The sequence below is a fragment of the Flavobacterium frigidum genome (genome assembly GCF_048286735.1).
GTDB lineage: Bacteria > Bacteroidota > Bacteroidia > Flavobacteriales > Flavobacteriaceae > Flavobacterium.
Window position 1 is genome coordinate 18,545 of record NZ_JBLVPU010000011.1, and the last position, 17,913, is coordinate 36,457.

Sequence of the window (17,913 nt, forward strand, 5' to 3'; positions counted from 1 at the left end):
CGTAGATAACAACCAAGAACATAAATTTGTAAAACCTACTATTAAGCTGTAATTTCGTAACCTAAAAAACACACAATCTATAATGAGTATAGAAAGAGAATTAAGCAAACGCAGCGGATCGAAATGTGAACTTTGTGGTACAACAGAAAACCTAAAAGTATACCAAGTTTTACCTACCAAAAAAGGCGGACTTGACGAAAGTATTATGGCTTGCAATACGTGTATTGACCAAATTGAAAATCCAGATAACATAGATTTAAATCATTGGAGATGTTTGAATGACAGCATGTGGAGCGAACATACTGCCGTACAAGTTGTCGCGTGGAGAATGTTAAGCCGTTTGCGTGGCTTTGGTTGGCCTCAGGAATTACTGGACCAAATGTATTTAGATGAAGATACTTTAGTTTGGGCACAAGCAACTGGCGAAGGCGAAGAAGACGAAACAAAAGTAATTCACCGTGATAGTAATGGGGTGATTCTGGCAACTGGTGACTCAGTCGTCTTAATCAAAGATTTAAAAGTAAAAGGTTCCAGCATGGTAGCTAAACAAGGAACTGCAGTCCGTAACATACGTTTAGACCATGAAAACGCCGAATATATTGAAGGAAAAGTAGATGGTCAGACTATCGTTATCATAACACAATACGTTAAAAAAATATAATTCTTTTTTAGTGAAAAGTGAATGGTAAGAAGTGAATGGCTACTAGTTTAGATTTACAATTACCTCCAAAAGAATCATTTTTTGATATAAAAAATCGTTAGCAGTAACACTTTACTACTAACGATTTTTTTATAAACATTATAAAAGGAATCAGTACTTTTTTCATAATACGCGATTCACCACTCACTTCTCACTTCTCACCACCCACTACTCTTCCTCTTTCTTAATCACTTTTCGAGCAACTTCAATTTTGAATTTCTTGCCTTTCATTTTCTCGTCTTTAATGGCGTGCAATAAATCTTTTACTTTGTTGAATTTTACGGCAGCAAATGAAATAAAATCTTTCACTTCGATTAATCCTAAATCGCCTTTTTCTAGTTTTCCCTTTTGAGAAAAGAAACCTACAATATCAATTTTATTCAATTTATTTTTCTTTCCGCCACTGATATAAATGGTTTGAAATTCAGGTGGTTTTGGTAATGAAGTGGAGTTTTCCACTTTCAAAACTTCTATGCTATAATCAATGTAATCCATTTTTTTCTCACTTTCATGAGCAATAATATACGCGGTTCCTGAAGCTAACATACGTGCTGTACGTCCGTTTCTATGGGTGAATTCGTCTTCTTTAGATGGCAAATGATAATGAATAACATGATTCATTTCTGGAATATCGAGTCCACGGGCAGCCAAATCGGTGGTGATTAAATAACTCACACTTCCGTTTCTGAACTGGATTAGCGCGCGTTCTCTTTCATCCTGATCCATTCCGCCATGATAATAGGTGGCATAAATTCCTTTTTCGTTCAACGTATCACTAATGCGTTCTGCAGCATCACGATGGTTGCAAAAAACAATAGCCGACTGTGATTTCAACGAACAAATCAAATTGAATAAACTTCCTATTTTGTCTTTTTCTTTCGAAACGACCATTTTCATCGAAAGATTCGTTTCTGCTACGTTTTCTGGAATAAAGTCCAAAATAGTTGGGTTCACGACTCTTGTGTATCTTGGAATATCAATATCAGAAGTTGCCGAAACCAAAACACGCTTGTTTAACTTAGTTAATTTCCCAATGATAAATGACATTTGCTCATGAAAACCCAGCTGCAAGGATTTATCAAATTCATCCAAGATTAAAGTTTGAATTTTATCCACACGAAAAGTTCCTCTATCAATATGATCTGCAATTCTACCCGGAGTTCCTATTAAAACTGCTGGTGGATTACTTAAATTCTTGATTTCAGTATCAATAGAATGTCCGCCGTAACACACATTTACTTTATAATCTGTTCCCATTTTTTTCCAAACCTGCTCAATCTGCAATCCTAATTCTCGTGATGGAACCAAAATTAAACATTGAACCGATTGAATTTCGGGTTGTAACATTTCTAAAATGGGCAACAAAAAAGCCAAGGTTTTACCGGAACCTGTTGGCGAAAGCAATAAAACATTATTGTCGTTCAGGATCGTATCTTGAGCTACTTCCTGCATTTCGTTCAGGCTTTCGATGCCTAAATTTAAAAGTATATTGTTGGAATGGTGATTCTTATTCATTTTTTCAATTTGGTGCAAAGGTAATTTTTAATTGCGAGTTATGAATTTTGAATTATAAATTTTCATTTTTTTAAATTGGAAGTTTCCTTTTGTCCTGATCATTTCTATACGTATCGAAAAAAAGCTACATTTGATATTCCATTAAAAAAACCGAAATATGAGATTTTGCACATTCCTTTTAATACTATTCTCCATCTGTTCTTTTGCGCAAAAAAAGAATAAATACGATACTTTTTTCGAAAAAGGGAATGGAAATCAATCGGCTTCCTACCAAGAAACAATTGCTTACTACAAACTTTTGGCAGATGATTTCCAAACTGTAGAAATGAAAAAAATGGGATTGACAGATAGTGGCGAACCATTGCACATGGTGGTTTTTAATCCTGAAAAGCAATTTGATTTTGGAACCATCCAAAAAAATAAAGCCGTAATTCTGCTCAATAACGGCATACACGCAGGAGAACCAGACGGGATTGATGCTAGTATGCAGCTGTTTAGAGATTTAGCTTTGGAAAAAATCAAAGCGCCAAAAAACACGGTTATCGTTTGTATTCCAGTCTATAATATTGGTGGTGCATTAAACAGAAATTCTACTTCAAGAGCCAATCAAGATGGACCAGAAGTGTATGGTTTTCGTGGCAACGCCAGAAACTATGATTTGAACCGAGATTTTATTAAATCAGATACCAGAAACACCAAGAGTTTTGTTGAAATATTCCATACCATAAATGCCGATGTTTTTATTGACAATCATGTTAGTAATGGCTCCGATTACCAATACAAACTCACCTATATTATGACGCAGCATGACAAATTAGGAACCGTTTTAGGTGATTTTTTAAATTCAGAAATGATGCCAGCATTAGTTCAAGATCTACAAAAAAAGAACATCGAAACTACTCCTTATGTTAATGCTTTTAGTGATACACCTGATAAAGGTTTTGGTCAATTTTTTGAAAGTCCACGATTTGCAACGGGATATACTTCGCTATTCAACGCAATTGGGTTTGTAGTAGAGACACACATGCTAAAAAAATATGCAGATCGTGTACAAGTGACTTACGAATATATGCGCTCCGCAATTGATTTCACTGATGCTAATTATCAAAAAATAAAACAACTCCGTTTAAAGAATCAAGAGCAATACCAACCCCAAAAATCATATACTATAAAATGGGAAATTGACACTTCCAAAACGCTGCCATTCTCCTTTTTAGGATACGAAGCAGGGTACAAAAAAAGTGATGTTACCACTGGAAATCGCTTATTTTATGACCGCACAAAACCCTATAAAAAAGACATTCCGTACAGCAAAGAGTTCAAATCTGTAAAAGAAATTATCATTCCAAAAGCATATATTATTCCTAAGGGATTCTGGCCTGTCATTGATTTATTAAAAAGCAATACTATTTCATGTAGCCAACTAAAAAATGACACCATCATTGAAGTAGAAAGCTACAAAATAGCAGATTACAAAACTGCAAATTCCGCATACGAAGGACATTATTTGCATAGAAATACCACAATAACTTCTAGTATAGAAAAGGTGGCTTTCGCCAAAGGAGATTACATCATTCCTACACAACAAAAAGGAATAAAATACCTACTTGAAACATTAGAACCAGAGGCAATGGACTCTTTTTTTAATTGGAATTTTTTCGATACCATGTTACAACAAAAAGAAGGCTATTCTGATTATGTTTTTGAAGATTCAGCTACAGCGATTTTAAAAGAAAATCCAAAACTAAAAACCGAATTTGAGCAAAAAAAACAGAGCGACTCTAAATTCATGGGTAACCCTGAAGCGCAACTGGATTGGATTTACAAACATTCTGCCTATTATGAAAAGGCGCATTTGCAGTATCCCGTCTATCGTATTGTAAAATAATAACTTGAGTTTTCAGTTCTAATTATCGAAGATAAAAAGGCTTTTTTTGAATGTTTAGAAAAAAAAGAAAATTCACTAACTTACACTAATTATTTAGTGGCAGTTCGTGAAATTTATCTCCATACTATAATAATTGATGGTGTTAAAAGTATTTTAAACTTTATACTCTTCTTCAAACAATAATTTTATATTCTCATAGGAATTTTTTAAAGCCTCTTTTATTTGCTCTGGATTCATCCAAGCCACTTTTTCAATTCCCTCTTCTAATTGGCCTTGTGGTATTCCTTCAAAATCAGATTGCATTTCGAACCAATGGGTAATTTTCAATTTATATTTGCCATTACGTCTAAAAACATGATAGGTTTTTTGAAGTTTATGAGATATTGACAACCTATTTACACCTGTCTCCTCCTCTACCTCACGCATGGCAGTGGCTTCAATTTCTTCTCCTTTTTCAATTCCGCCTTTAGGCAAGTCCCATTTTCCGTTTCTAAAAATAAATAAAACCTCACCTTTTTTATTATAAACCAATCCACCGCCAGCTTTGGTAACAGGAATTTTTGCTTTTAAAGTCTTCAATATCAAGCTCTCGTCAGGATGATACAAATAGGCTTTATTAATTTTATTTTGAAATATTTTTACAATAAGTTGCTCAATATCAATACTCTCTAACAAGAATAATTGAAAATCCGTCTCCTTAGAGATGTGATTTGTCAAAAAAAGTGGTTTGTCGTTAACAAAAACTTTATACATTTGTATTATGATTTTTAATAAAGATACAGCCGAAAAAACAGCCGAATTTCTATTGCAAATAAATGCAATTAAATTGAATCCAAGAAATCCTTTTTCATGGGCTTCCGGTTGGAAATCACCTATTTATTGTGACAACCGATTAATCCTCTCATTTCCAGCAGTAAGAAATTATGTTCGGGATGAATTTTCGAAAAATATTGAAAAACAATTTGGTAAACCAGATGTAATTGCTGGCGTTGCTACAGGAGCAATTGGAATTGGCATGCTAGTAGCTGAAAGTATGGGCTTACCATTTGTATATGTTCGTCCAGAGCCCAAAAAACATGGCAGACAAAATCAAGTGGAGGGTTTTTTACAAAAAGGACAAAATGTAGTTGTAGTCGAAGATTTAATTAGCACTGGAAACAGTAGCTTACAAGCCGTTGAAGCTTTGCGCCAAGCCGGTGCCAATGTGAAAGGCATGGCTGCTATATTCACATATGGGTTTGCTGTTTCGGAAGAAAATTTTAAAAATGCTAATATTGATTTTTTTTGCTTGAGCAACTATCAAAATTTATTAAATTTAGCTGTTGCCAAACGGTATATCAGTGAGGAGGAAGAGCAAACTTTAAGAGAATGGAATGAAAGCCCTTCTACTTGGACCATTGAAGTTTAAATAATCAAATTAATACGATATAAAAATGAACTTAGAGAGTCCTAAAGTTACCGTGCAAAAATCAGCTCAACAATTGTTTGACTTATTGAGTGATGTGAAAAATTTTGAAAAATTAATGCCAGAAAACATTGCGAAGTTTGAAGTTATCGGAGAAGATGCTTTTATTTTTGGATTGAAAGGGATGCCTGAAATAAAATTAAAAATGAAAGAAAAAGTGGCTCCAAACAAAATCGTTTTGGGTGCAGCTAGCGACAAACTTCCATTTACTTTGATTGCAAATATAGATTCAGTTTCCGATAGCTCTAGCGAAGTAAAACTAGATTTTGAGGGAGATTTTAACCCAATGATGGCAATGATGATTAAAGGACCTATCGGTAAATTTATTGAGACACTTGCTGCAAATATGGTGAACTTATAAACCACTACCAAGAAATACAAAAAGCGAAAAGAATTTTACAATAGTATAATTTTTTTCGCTTTTTACATTTTAAATTTTATGAAACAACTACTGTTTCTTTTGTATTCACATTAATACAACATCTGGATCTCTTTGATATCAAACTCTCTAATACTATCATCTTCTAGGAGCACTTGCAGCTTACCTATCGATGAAACTCCCAGAATAATTCCCATAAAATTTTGCTTATTTTGATCCGAAAAAGGCATCGGTATACCTTTTTTATACAATTTAAAACTATATTCTTCCAACAACGTTGTGTTGTCAAGTTTGCACGCTATTACTTTTTTTTCCATCGCATTACATATAGAATAAAGAATTTCTTCTTTATCAAATAATACGTCACAAATAAGAGCTAGCGAAGAAGCTTTAGGTAACATTTCAAAATTAGTTTGATTCACATTGAGTCCTAAACCAACTATAGAATGGATTGTCGCGTCGCTTTTAATAACATTTTCAATCAAAATGCCACCTATTTTTTTATTGTATGACATTATGTCGTTCGGCCATTTTATTCTAAGATTAGGAATATTATATAATTCTAATGCTTCAATCACTGCTAGAGAAACGATACTATTAAGATTAAAAATATCATAAATATCTTTTAAAAAATCTTTAACCAAAAGACTCATTATTAGGTTTTTACTAGGCTCCGAGGACCAAACAGCGCCCATTTGCCCTTTTCCTTTTGTTTGAGAATCAGCAGTAACTACAGTAAAATTTTCCAACTGCTGCTTATTTGATAATCCTTTTAGGAAGTCGTTTGTAGAATCTATGGCACCGAGTTTGATTAACTTCATATACAGTTTTATGTGAAACAGAATTTAATATTGTGTTAAGGTTCAAAAATAATCACAAAAAATGGTAACTTTACAGACTTATAAATAAAAATAATTCATGACGAAAAAGACTATAAATAATGACGTTCTGTTGGCGAACATCATTAAGGGGATAGAAGAAGTTAAAGGAAATGATATTGATATTCTTGATTTAAGAGAGATAGATACTGCAGTTTGCGATTATTTCATCATCTGCAACGGTAATTCAAACACACAAGTTAACGCTATAGTAAACTCTATTCAAAAAACAGTTTCTAAAGAATTAAAAGACAAGCCTTGGCATGTTGAAGGAACTGATAATGCCGAATGGGTACTGATGGATTATGTGAATATAGTTGTTCATGTATTTCAAAAACACATTCGTGAATATTACAACATCGAAAACTTATGGGGCGATGCTAAAATAACTACCATAGAAAACAAATACTAAAGAAACATAACTCCTAGTAATGGCTAAAGATAATAATCCAAATTCGAATAAGTTTAAAATAAGCCCTTGGTTAATTTACACTGCAATACTATTAATTTTCTTATCGATTACTTTTGTAACTGGCGGTTCTAGTTTGAATGAGCCAGGTCAATTAAGATCTTCTGACATTGATAATATGCTCAACAAAGGGCAAATTAAAAATGTTATTATTTTTAATAATAAAGATGCTGAAATCTACCTTTCAGATGCAGCTTTGAAAGATCCTACCAATAAAAAAGTAGCTAAAGATGTTTTTGACAGGCCAAACAAAGGTCCTCATTATACTACGAAATTTGGTGATTTAAAATCTTTTCAAGAGAAATTAGATCAAGCTAAAGCTCAAAAGAAATTAGTAAATTATGATTTTAAAGAAGCAAGTAACTGGTCGGACATTTTAATCAGTTTATTACCAATCATCATTATCATAGCCGTTTGGATTTTTATCATGAGAAAAATGTCTGGTGGCGGTGCTGGTGGTGGCGGGGGTCAAATTTTTAATATTGGCAAGTCAAAAGCAAAATTGTTTGATGAAAAAACTGATATTAAAACTACTTTTAAAGATGTAGCAGGATTAGAAGGAGCAAAAGAAGAAATACAAGAAATTGTTGAATTCTTAAAAAATCCTGAAAAATACACCAATCTAGGAGGAAAAATTCCAAAAGGAGCCTTACTTGTTGGACCTCCTGGAACAGGAAAAACGCTTTTGGCGAAAGCCGTAGCAGGTGAAGCACAAGTACCTTTCTTCTCGTTATCAGGTTCAGATTTTGTTGAGATGTTTGTGGGTGTAGGTGCTTCTCGAGTACGTGATCTTTTCAAACAAGCAAAAGAAAAATCACCAGCAATTATTTTTATTGACGAAATAGATGCAGTAGGTAGAGCTAGAGGAAAAAACAACATGTCAGGTGGAAACGATGAGCGTGAAAATACGCTAAATCAATTACTAACCGAAATGGACGGTTTTGGAACCAACTCTAATGTAATTGTTTTAGCAGCTACCAATAGAGCAGATGTATTAGACAAAGCATTAATGCGCGCAGGTCGATTTGACAGACAAATATTTGTAGACTTACCAGATATTCGCGAGCGTGCAGAAATATTTAAAGTTCACCTTGCTCCTTTGAAAAAAGTGGAAGGATTGGATACTGACTTTTTAGCCAAACAAACTCCAGGATTTTCAGGTGCTGATATTGCAAATGTTTGTAACGAAGCGGCGCTAATTGCTGCTAGAAATAACAAAACTGCAGTTGACAAACAAGATTTCCTTGACGCTGTAGATAGAATTGTAGGTGGTCTTGAAAAGAAAAACAAAATCGTTACTCCAGATGAGAAAAAAGCGATTGCTATTCATGAAGCTGGTCACGCAACGGTAAGTTGGATGCTAGAACATGCTGCGCCATTGATCAAAGTAACAATTGTACCAAGAGGACAAAGTTTAGGAGCGGCATGGTATTTACCAGAAGAACGTTTAATTGTTCGTCCAGATCAAATGCTAGATGAAATGTGCGCCACTATGGGAGGAAGAGCTGCAGAAAAAGTAACTTTCAACAGAATTTCAACCGGAGCATTAAGCGATTTAGAAAAAGTAACCAAACAAGCAAGAGCAATGGTTACCGTTTATGGTTTGAATGAAAAAATTGGAAACGTAACGTATTATGATTCTACTGGACAAAGCGAGTACAATTTTTCTAAACCCTATTCTGAGGAAACTGCGAGGGTAATTGACGAAGAAATATCGTTATTAATTGAGGGACAGTACCAAAGAGCTATTCAAATTTTAGAAGATAACAAAGATAAATTGAATCGTTTGGCTGATATTTTGATTGAGAAAGAAGTTATCTTTAAAGATGATTTAGAAGCTATTTTCGGAAAAAGAACCTTTGATAAAAATCTTGAAGAAGTAGTGTCTTAAAAAGATATCCTAAATATAATTATTTTTAAAATCTTAATTCAAAATCAACTTTTGAATTAAGATTTTTTTATCTTTGGACGTTTTCAATTAACAAATTTCAGTAGTTAATATAAATTATGAGTCTTTTTAGAAAATTTTTTGGTACAAACAATCCTGCATCTGAAGAAGAGCAAGAAAGTGAATTTAGTAACTCCCATACTGAAAACGCAACCTCAATTGATGAAAAATTTATTTATAACTTCAAAAAGAATGGCGGTAAATTTTTGTATTGTGAAAACCAAGAAGAAGTCAAAGAACAATTTGAAAACATATTAGAGGAAAACGATTGGTTTGAAAGCCAGGTGTTGTGTTATGAACCCAATCTTTTTGGGATTCTTGATGACAATAGACTTACCTACGACAAGCCTGTTAGTCCAAAATTTTTTCTTGCAAGTTGCGAAAATTTAATCGCTGAAGAAGGTTCAATACTTTTTTCATCTAAGCAAATAAAGCAAAACAAACCAAACGAGTTACCAACAAATATTATCATTATAGCCAAAACCAGTCAGATTCTTGGTGCTAAAAGTGATGGTCTAAGTGCTATTAAAAAAAAATACGAAAGAGATTACCCTACCAATATTACTACGATTAAATATTTCGAAAAAGCCAAAGAAGAAGATTTTACACAATACGGAAGTTCGGCAAAAAATCTATATTTACTGCTTTTAGAAGATTTATAAGATGAGTGAAACTCTAAAACGAGGAATATCAGGGGCAATATACATTATACTGCTACTTGCATCTATTTTATATTCAACTGAAAGTTTTTTTGTGCTTTTTGGCGTATTCCTAATAATAGCCGTTTATGAGTTTTGTAATTTAATTCAAATAAACAATGTATTTCCAATTATTTTTGGAATTATATTGTACACGACAGTAACTCTAATAAGCCATTACAATACTCTGACAACAGAAGCAATCAATCAGACCTTTAATACTGATGTCGAAATAGCTATAAATATTCAACAACTAAACGTTGTTTTATTAGTTATTGCCTTAGTTGTATCCATAAAATGTATTCTTTTTTTGTTTTATGATAGCATCCAAAAAATAAGCACCTCGTCAAAGTACCTTTATTTATTAGGTTATATCATATTACCGTTTGTATTTATTACAAAAATCTCATTTGGAATAAATGATTATAATCCAAAGATCATAATTGGATTATTTATCTTAATCTGGACTAATGATACCTTTGCTTATATTGTTGGAAAATCAATAGGTCGAACCAAATTATTTGAAAAAATTTCACCTAAAAAAACTATTGAAGGATTCTTAGGCGGCATTCTATTTGCAATTCTAGCAGGTTATTTAATTTCAAAATATTACATTAAAGCAAATCCTGAATTTAGTGATCGGTCTATCTTAATTTGGACCTCGATAGCTGTTATTGTTGGAATAGTAGGAACTATAGGTGATTTAATTGAATCCAAGTTCAAGCGTATTGCAGGTGTAAAAGATAGCGGAAATATTATGCCCGGTCATGGAGGTATCCTAGATCGTTTAGATAGTGTTATATTTGTAGCACCAATTATTTTTTTATTTTATCAAATCTTAAACTATGTTTCATAAAGAAGGAACCCAATCTATTTTGTTAGGCACTATTTTTACTGCCGTTGTGCTATTATTGTCTGATTATTTCATTGTCGCTAATTGGCTTAAAATGAGTATTCAAATAGCAACCTTATTGTTACTAATAATCATTTTGCAATTTTTTAGAAATCCAAAAAGATCAGTAATTCTTAATGCTAATCATATTATTGCTCCTGTTGATGGGAAAGTTGTAGTTATTGAAGAAGTTTTTGAAAGTGAATATTTTAAAGATAAACGTTTACAAATTTCTATCTTCATGTCGCCTATAAACGTTCATGTAACCCGTTATGGATTGAGTGGTCTTGTGAAATTTAGCAAATACCATCCAGGGAAATTCTTAGTTGCTTGGCATCCTAAAGCTAGTGAAGAAAATGAAAGAACTACGATTGTTATTGAGAATACTACTTTTGGCGAAATTTTATACCGTCAAATAGCCGGAGCTTTGGCCCGCAGAATTGTCAATTACGCACAAGAAGGAATGCAAGTAATTCAGGGTACTGATGCTGGATTTATCAAATTTGGTTCTCGAGTTGACATCTTTTTACCTTTGGGAACACCTGTAAATGTGGTATTAAACCAAAAAGCAATAGGCGGAAAGACTGTTATTGCTACAAAATAAGCATGATTGAAAAAGATTTAGATATTCGATTTTTGGAGGCAGTTGAAATAGCTTCTGAAATGACTCAAGCATCTTTACCTCAAGATGTCCAATTGAGGCTTTATGCCTATTACAAGCAAGCTACTTTTGGAACTTTAGACTTAAAACAAACATCATCCTATCATTTAAGGGACGCTTTTAAAACCAATGCTTGGATGCAAATTAGCCATTTGACTCCCGAACAAGCAAAAGAACAATACATTGAATTGATAAATATTTTGAATGAAAAATAATATAATTATGAAAAAGTCCTGTTTTTTAATTACAATTTTATTTTCATTCTTAGCAATACTATCCTGCAACGACAAGAAATTCACTGAGGTAGTCGAAGTTCCTTTACCTACAACGGAACAACCGGTTACTATTATGGGATCCCCAGATGATGTAAAGGCTGATGAAGGTTCCTTTCAGCTAGAAAAATTACCTTATGCTTATAATGCTCTGGCTCCAAATATATCTGCTACAACTTTAGAAATGCATTACTCTAAGCATTACCTAACGTATACTAATAACCTGAATAAAGCAGTACTAGGAACACCCTTAGAAAATCTAACAATAGAAGAAGTAGTAGCAACATTAGACCCTAATGACGCTATTATTCGCAACAATGCTGGTGGATATTATAATCATTCGCTTTATTGGAAATGTATGGCTCCTAAAGCCGGTGGTGAACCCACAACTGCATTAGCTGAAGCTATAACAAAAGATTTTGGCTCATTCGAAAATTTTAAATCGGCATTTAAATCAGCGGCAACAAATCAGTTTGGTTCCGGTTGGGCATGGCTAATCGTTGGTAAAACAGGGAAGTTACAAGTAACTGCGACTGATAACCAAGACAATCCAATGATGCGAAATGCAGTTGTTCCAGGAACTCCTATCTTAGCTTTAGACGTTTGGGAGCATGCTTATTATTTAGATTATCAATACCGTAGAAAAAATTATATCGATGCGTTTTTTAATGTTATCAATTGGAAAAAAGTAGAAGAGAATTATGATGCTGTTGCAAAAAAATAGCTTTCACTTTAACCGTAAAAAAATGCTGATATAATTTAATATCAGCATTTTTTTTTCTTTTGCTACTACAAAAAGTTATTTTTAAAATTGATAAATGAATGATTCTGAAGGTGCGATCGTAATTTGTGCTTTTCCTTCCCCATTCAAAACCTGTACCTGAATAGAATTTTTATGGTATAATTGATCCGTAATTGTATAATTTCCGTCTTTCAAATTCCATTTTTGAATGATATCTGAAGGGATTTTTAATTCGAATGTACTTGTAGTTTGCCAAGAAAAATTAACAACAATAAGTAACTTTTGAACGTCTGACCAACGTGTAAAAGCGTATATCCCGGAATCATATCCTTTTGCAACTTGTCTGTTTACCTTTTGAATTTCTTGGAATTTACCCATTAAAGCCGAACTACTCAATGAGAAATTCAATAGCCGTTTGTAAAAATCTCGAAGGTCTTTTTCCACTTTTGTCAATTGACCGCCATCAAATTTCCCACCGTTCATCCAGCGCTGATGATTTGGCACCCCAATATAATCAAATATTGATGTTCTGGAGTGCGTTCCAAAACCTGCATTTTCATTTCCGGCTTCTCCCACTTCCTGACCAAAATATACCATTGTAGGCGACGTACTAATAGTTGTAGATACTACCATTAAAGGTTTCCCATTTTGTGGTGTTCCTGCAAATTCTGGACTAGCCAATCGCTGCTCATCATGATTGTCAAGAAAATGCAACATGTGATGTTCAATATCTGCCAATCCGTTTTGTATGGAAGACAATCCATCTGGCGACGATTTCCCTTGAATGACATCCTTTAATTTATCATACGTTTCTACCTTATCATACAAATAATCCATTTTACCTAAACGGATATAATTGCGATATTCTTTTGGATTATACACTTCGGCCAATAAAAAAGCATATGGATTATTCATCTTAATAGCAGAATTCATATAGCTCCAAAATTCATAGGGAACCATTTCGGCCATATCATATCTAAAACCATCTACTCCTTTTGCTGTCCAATACAAAGCGATATCTCTAAATTTAGTCCAAGAGTCGGGCACTTCCTTGCCTCTCCAATAATCATAATGCTCCTTATGGGATTTGGTTTCAAAACCAGCAGGAAGCTCTGGAAAATCTTTAGAGCCATCTGGGCGAATACCATAGTTCACTTTTACCGTTTCATACCAATCATTTTTATCTGGTTTTGCCATTCGCGAACCATTACCTGTCCATTTTGCGGGATTTTCTTCAAATTTCCCATCTATTAATGGATTTTTTTCACCGTTTAATGGCTTGATAGTTTCTGGTATTTCGAAGTGAGTATTTGGTATATAATAAAAGTTATTATCTCTTTTGTAGGCAACAGTTACATCGTCATTCGCACCAAAATCTTTCACTCCAACGGGATTGTTTTTACCTTCATATTTACGAGCAATATGATTGGGAACAATATCTATAATTACTTTTAATCCCGCTTGATGTGTTCGTGCAATCAAAGCTTCAAATTCCTGCAAACGATTTGCTGGGTTTATAGCTAAATCAGGATTTACATTGTAGTAATCTTTCACCGCGTAAGGAGAACCAGCTCTACCTTTGACAATTTCTGGGTCATCATTAGAAATTCCAATTGCAGTGTAATCCTGTATCAAAGCATGGTGCGGAACTCCTGTGTACCAAATATAAGTTACACCCAAATCCTTAATTTCCTGCAGCGCTTTAGGTGTAAAATCATTGAACTTTCCTACTCCGTTTTCTTCTAAGGTTCCCCAAGGTTTGTCAGTTGTATTTTTGTTTCCAAATAATCGAGTAAAAACCTGATAAACGACTTCCTTTTTAGGAGAGACTGTCACCTTTTGTACAGTATTCATTTTTAAATCTTTCGTTTTACATCCACTCACTAAAAGCAGCATGCTAATCCCGACAACAGTAGATACTTTTTTCATTTTATGAAATTATTTATTCTGATTTTGATTCATTATTGCAAAATGACTATCAGTTTTTAAATTTACTATTTTTAAAATAGTTCAAGTAGTAGCCTATCAAAAATTAATAAAAATGAAACTACAAGAGATAAACTACAACGAAAGAGTCTCTGAATTTGTTGATAACTTTAATACAATCTTATAAAAGAATTTCCTGCCTTGGACTAATTATAAATAAATCCTAATATGGATTAGGATTGTTTCCTTTTTCATAAATTTGACAAAAATTAAATCCATTGAAGAAAATACTTTTTTTCCTTACTCAACTATCATTTTTATTGACTGTACAGTTGGTTTTGGCGCAAGCTCCAAAAAAAATAATTGTAGAAAACTCTGATTTTGGTGATGTCAACCAGACAGAAATCCCAGATGCATTGTTGCTTATAGGAAATGTGCGCGTTAACCATGATGGCGTGGTTTTGACTTGTAACAAAGCATATTATTTCCAAAAAGAAAATTATATAAAAGCCTTTGGAAATGTTCAAATGGTACAAGGCGATACTTTGTTTTTGAACAGTAAATACGCTGAATACAACGGAAATGTAAAAAAAGCATATGCTTCGGGAGATGCAGTGATGAGTTCACCAGATGCTACTTTAGTTACTGAAATCATTAATTTTGATAGAAATATTCAAGAAGTTTTTTATGATACTCCGGGAACCATTACCAATAAAGACAATACTCTAAAAAGTAATGCAGGAAGGTATTTTGTAAAACAAAAGAAGTTTCAATTCTTGACCGCAGTTACAATCACAAATCCTACTTATGTAATCAAGTCGAATCATTTAGATTATTTTAGCAATTCAGGGCATTCGTATCTTTTTGGACCCTCGACCATTACCAGTAAAGCCAATTATATTTATACTGAAAAAGGGTTTTATGATACTAAAAAAAATCTGGCTCATTTTCTAAATAAATCTTATATCAGGTACGATGATCGAGTGATAAAAGGCGACAGTCTGTATTATGATCGCAATCGAGAATTTGCATCGGCAACACGTAATGTAAAAATAACTGATTCCATCAATCGAGGCATTGTAAAAGGACATTATGCTGAAGTATATAAAAAACTAGATTCTATGTACGTAACTAAACGAGCTGTTGCGGTAAATTTTGTAGAAAATGATTCTGTTTACATCCACGGAAAAAAATTGATGGTTACGGGAAAAGAGGGAAACCAAATTATCCGAGCGTTTAATAATGTTCGGTTTTATAAAACAGACATGAGTGGTAAATGTGATTCGATTCATTCGAGTTCTAAAACTGCTTTGACAAAAATGATCGGGAATCCTATACTTTGGAATGCCGAAAGCCAAATTACAGGCGATATTATGCACCTCATTGGTAACAACACCACCCAAAAACTAGATTCTCTTAAAGTGCTTGAAAATACATTTATAGTCTCCAGAGATACTTTAGGAACCGGATACAATCAAGTAAAAGGACAAAATCTTTACGGTAAATTTGAAGAAGGAAAACTACACGATGTCGATATTGTAAAAAATGCCGAAGTGATTTATTATATGCGGAATGATGCACAGGAGCTCATTGGCATTAACAAAAACAAGAGTAGTAAAATCAATCTTATTTTAGAAAAAAATGAAATTGAAACTATTACCTTTTTCCAGCAAGTAGATGGTGATATTTTTCCTGAAAAAGAATTGCCAGAAAATGCCAGGAAATTGAGAGGATTAGTCTGGCGAGGCGATGAACGAATCAAATCAAAAGATGACATTTTCCCACCCGAAGAAAACGAGGACAATGAAAAATTAGCCAAAGCAACAAAAGCAGCAGTAGCAAAAGAAGCCATTCCGATGAAAATCCGAAAAGAAACTTTGAATTACGATAAGAAGAAAACAAAAAAATAGTTTTGTGTTCATCCCGAAGCTTCGAGAGCAGTTTTCAGTCTCAATTTAAAGACAATAACTTCATGGATATCCGATTAAAAAAACACCTTTAAAAACCTTCGTGAACTTTGCGAAAAAACTTTGCAAACTTTGCAGTTAAATCTCTAAAAAATTGAATACTGATTTCCTGAAATATCAAGCACAAACGTCTCCCTATCCATTAGGTATGGAAATTTCGCATGCTGTAGGTTCATACATATACGCAACCAATGACAAAAAATACCTTGATTTTGTGGCCGGAGTTTCTGCTTGTTCCCTGGGACACCAACACCCAAGAGTTAATCAAGCTATTAAGGATCAACTAGATAAATATTCGCATGTAATGGTTTATGGCGAATATTCGCAAAGTCCAGCGGTTGAATATTGCAAGCTTTTAGCTTCGTTACTACCTGCTCCTTTAGACACCACGTATTTAGTTAATTCTGGGACAGAAGCTATTGAAGGAGCACTAAAATTAGCAAGAAGAACCACCGGAAGAAGCCAATTAATATCCTGTCATAATGCGTACCATGGCAACACTATGGGTTCGATGAGCGTTATGGGCTTTGAAGAACGCAAGCAAGTTTTCCGTCCTTTGATACCTGATGTAGATTTTATTACCTTCAACAACGAAGACGATTTACAAAAAATTACTACCAAAACTGCAGGGATTATTTTAGAAACGATTCAAGGTGGTGCAGGATTCATTCAACCGCAGAATGATTTTCTAAAAAAAGTACGAAAACGATGCACTGAGGTAGGTGCCATGATGATTCTAGATGAAATTCAGCCGGGTTTTGGACGAACAGGAGCCCTTTTTGGATTCCAAAATTACGACGTCGTTCCAGATATAGTTGTAATGGGGAAAGGAATGGGTGGCGGCATGCCCGTAGGCGCATTTACTGCTTCATCTGATATGATGCATTTATTGAGTACTAATCCTAAGCTGGGTCACATTACCACATTTGGTGGACATCCTGTCATTGCGTCAGCTTGTTTGGCTACTTTGAAAGAAATAACTGAAACCCATTTAATGGCCGAAGCTTTAGAAAAGGAAAATCTATTTCGTGCCCTTTTGGTACATCCTTTGATACAAGAAATAAGAGGAAAGGGATTGATGCTCGCAGCGATGACTAAAAGTGCTGATATCACGAATGAAATAATTCTTAAATGTCAAGACAAAGGACTCATATTATTTTGGTTGTTATTCGAGGGAACTGCAATCCGAATCACACCGCCACTTACTATTTCTGAAGAAGAGATTCGAGAAGGTTGTGCAATTATGCTAGAAGTAATGGATGAGATTTATAATAGAAAGTAATTTTTCAGGAGCTGTTTCCCGCTATCCGTTATAATCTTTTATGGCGAACGCCGCCATAAAAGGATTTTCACTGCTATCGGGGCTAAGAGATCTCGTTGATTAGAAATCTATTTATTGAAAATGATTTTTGCCGTTGACAATGAAATTTGTTAACTAAATTGTTCACAACAATTCCAACTTTCCCTCACATTACATGCACGAATGCCTAATTTTAATAAGGCTCAATTAAAA

General features: G+C 33.8%; 17 protein-coding genes. 13 read left to right on the forward strand and 4 right to left on the reverse strand.

What is annotated here, in order from left to right; genetic code table 11:
* The first annotated feature begins 82 nt into the window (after window positions 1-82).
* Entirely contained in the window at window positions 83-661 is a 579-nt protein-coding gene (locus tag ACNQGO_RS08170; protein ID WP_417984959.1) for a PhnA domain-containing protein, read from the forward strand.
* 207 nt (window positions 662-868) lie between these two features.
* On the opposite strand, the gene ACNQGO_RS08175 is transcribed toward ACNQGO_RS08170, so the two are convergent.
* Window positions 869-2,215 (reverse strand): DEAD/DEAH box helicase, encoded by a 1,347-nt coding sequence (locus tag ACNQGO_RS08175; RefSeq protein WP_417984960.1) that lies wholly within the window; start codon window positions 2,213-2,215, stop codon window positions 869-871.
* A gap of 157 nt (window positions 2,216-2,372) precedes the next feature.
* Here ACNQGO_RS08175 and ACNQGO_RS08180 point away from each other — a divergent pair, with 157 nt between their 5' ends.
* Window positions 2,373-4,103, forward strand: a complete 1,731-nt coding sequence (locus ACNQGO_RS08180) for a M14 family metallopeptidase (protein WP_417984961.1) — start codon at window positions 2,373-2,375, stop codon at window positions 4,101-4,103.
* 153 nt (window positions 4,104-4,256) lie between these two features.
* Here ACNQGO_RS08180 and ACNQGO_RS08185 read toward each other — a convergent pair whose 3' ends face one another.
* The gene (locus ACNQGO_RS08185; protein WP_309756086.1) at window positions 4,257-4,856 is read right to left on the reverse strand and encodes an NUDIX hydrolase; all 600 of its coding nucleotides are present in this window, start codon (window positions 4,854-4,856) and stop codon (window positions 4,257-4,259) included.
* Between the two features lie 7 nt (window positions 4,857-4,863).
* On the opposite strand from ACNQGO_RS08185, the gene pyrE reads away from it, so the two are divergent.
* Together pyrE and ACNQGO_RS08195 are read left to right on the forward strand one after the other, a co-directional pair.
* Window positions 4,864-5,511 (forward strand): orotate phosphoribosyltransferase, encoded by a 648-nt coding sequence (gene pyrE, locus ACNQGO_RS08190; protein ID WP_309756084.1) that lies wholly within the window; start codon window positions 4,864-4,866, stop codon window positions 5,509-5,511.
* A gap of 25 nt (window positions 5,512-5,536) precedes the next feature.
* Window positions 5,537-5,929: an SRPBCC family protein gene (locus ACNQGO_RS08195; RefSeq protein WP_309756082.1), complete on the forward strand. Its 393-nt coding sequence runs from the start codon at window positions 5,537-5,539 to the stop codon at window positions 5,927-5,929.
* Window positions 5,930-6,039: 110 nt separating this feature from the next.
* Here the strand turns inward: ACNQGO_RS08195 and ACNQGO_RS08200 are convergent, their stop codons facing one another.
* Window positions 6,040-6,768, reverse strand: a complete 729-nt coding sequence (locus ACNQGO_RS08200) for a biotin--[acetyl-CoA-carboxylase] ligase (protein WP_417984962.1) — start codon at window positions 6,766-6,768, stop codon at window positions 6,040-6,042.
* Between the two features lie 97 nt (window positions 6,769-6,865).
* On the opposite strand from ACNQGO_RS08200, the gene rsfS reads away from it, so the two are divergent.
* From rsfS to ACNQGO_RS08235, 7 genes are all read left to right on the forward strand, one after another.
* Complete coding sequence (gene rsfS / locus ACNQGO_RS08205) at window positions 6,866-7,237, forward strand: ribosome silencing factor (RefSeq protein WP_417943805.1); 372 nt, start codon at window positions 6,866-6,868, stop codon at window positions 7,235-7,237.
* A gap of 19 nt (window positions 7,238-7,256) precedes the next feature.
* Window positions 7,257-9,185, forward strand: coding sequence for an ATP-dependent zinc metalloprotease FtsH (gene ftsH, locus ACNQGO_RS08210; protein ID WP_417984963.1), 1,929 nt, complete (start codon window positions 7,257-7,259; stop codon window positions 9,183-9,185).
* Between the two features lie 116 nt (window positions 9,186-9,301).
* On the forward strand, window positions 9,302-9,904 hold the full coding sequence (locus ACNQGO_RS08215) for an LUD domain-containing protein (protein WP_417984964.1): 603 nt from the start codon (window positions 9,302-9,304) through the stop codon (window positions 9,902-9,904).
* Between the two features lies 1 nt (window position 9,905).
* A complete protein-coding gene (locus tag ACNQGO_RS08220) occupies window positions 9,906-10,796 on the forward strand; it encodes a phosphatidate cytidylyltransferase (RefSeq protein WP_417984965.1) in 891 nt (296 codons plus the stop codon).
* Entirely contained in the window at window positions 10,786-11,436 is a 651-nt protein-coding gene (locus ACNQGO_RS08225) for a phosphatidylserine decarboxylase family protein (protein ID WP_309756071.1), read from the forward strand. Before ACNQGO_RS08220 ends, ACNQGO_RS08225 begins: the two co-directional genes overlap by 11 nt.
* Before the next feature lie 2 nt (window positions 11,437-11,438).
* Window positions 11,439-11,708: an acyl-CoA-binding protein gene (locus ACNQGO_RS08230; RefSeq protein WP_417943801.1), complete on the forward strand. Its 270-nt coding sequence runs from the start codon at window positions 11,439-11,441 to the stop codon at window positions 11,706-11,708.
* A 7-nt stretch (window positions 11,709-11,715) separates the two neighbouring features.
* The gene (locus tag ACNQGO_RS08235; RefSeq protein ID WP_417970831.1) at window positions 11,716-12,489 is read left to right on the forward strand and encodes a superoxide dismutase; all 774 of its coding nucleotides are present in this window, start codon (window positions 11,716-11,718) and stop codon (window positions 12,487-12,489) included.
* Window positions 12,490-12,570: 81 nt separating this feature from the next.
* Here the strand turns inward: ACNQGO_RS08235 and ACNQGO_RS08240 are convergent, their stop codons facing one another.
* Window positions 12,571-14,436, reverse strand: a complete 1,866-nt coding sequence (locus ACNQGO_RS08240) for an alpha-amylase family glycosyl hydrolase (RefSeq protein WP_417970829.1) — start codon at window positions 14,434-14,436, stop codon at window positions 12,571-12,573.
* 275 nt (window positions 14,437-14,711) lie between these two features.
* On the opposite strand from ACNQGO_RS08240, the gene ACNQGO_RS08245 reads away from it, so the two are divergent.
* Together ACNQGO_RS08245 and ACNQGO_RS08250 are read left to right on the forward strand one after the other, a co-directional pair.
* Window positions 14,712-16,343, forward strand: coding sequence for an OstA-like protein (locus tag ACNQGO_RS08245; RefSeq protein ID WP_417970827.1), 1,632 nt, complete (start codon window positions 14,712-14,714; stop codon window positions 16,341-16,343).
* 151 nt (window positions 16,344-16,494) lie between these two features.
* Entirely contained in the window at window positions 16,495-17,682 is a 1,188-nt protein-coding gene (locus tag ACNQGO_RS08250) for an aspartate aminotransferase family protein (protein ID WP_417984966.1), read from the forward strand.
* Window positions 17,683-17,913 lie beyond the last annotated feature (231 nt).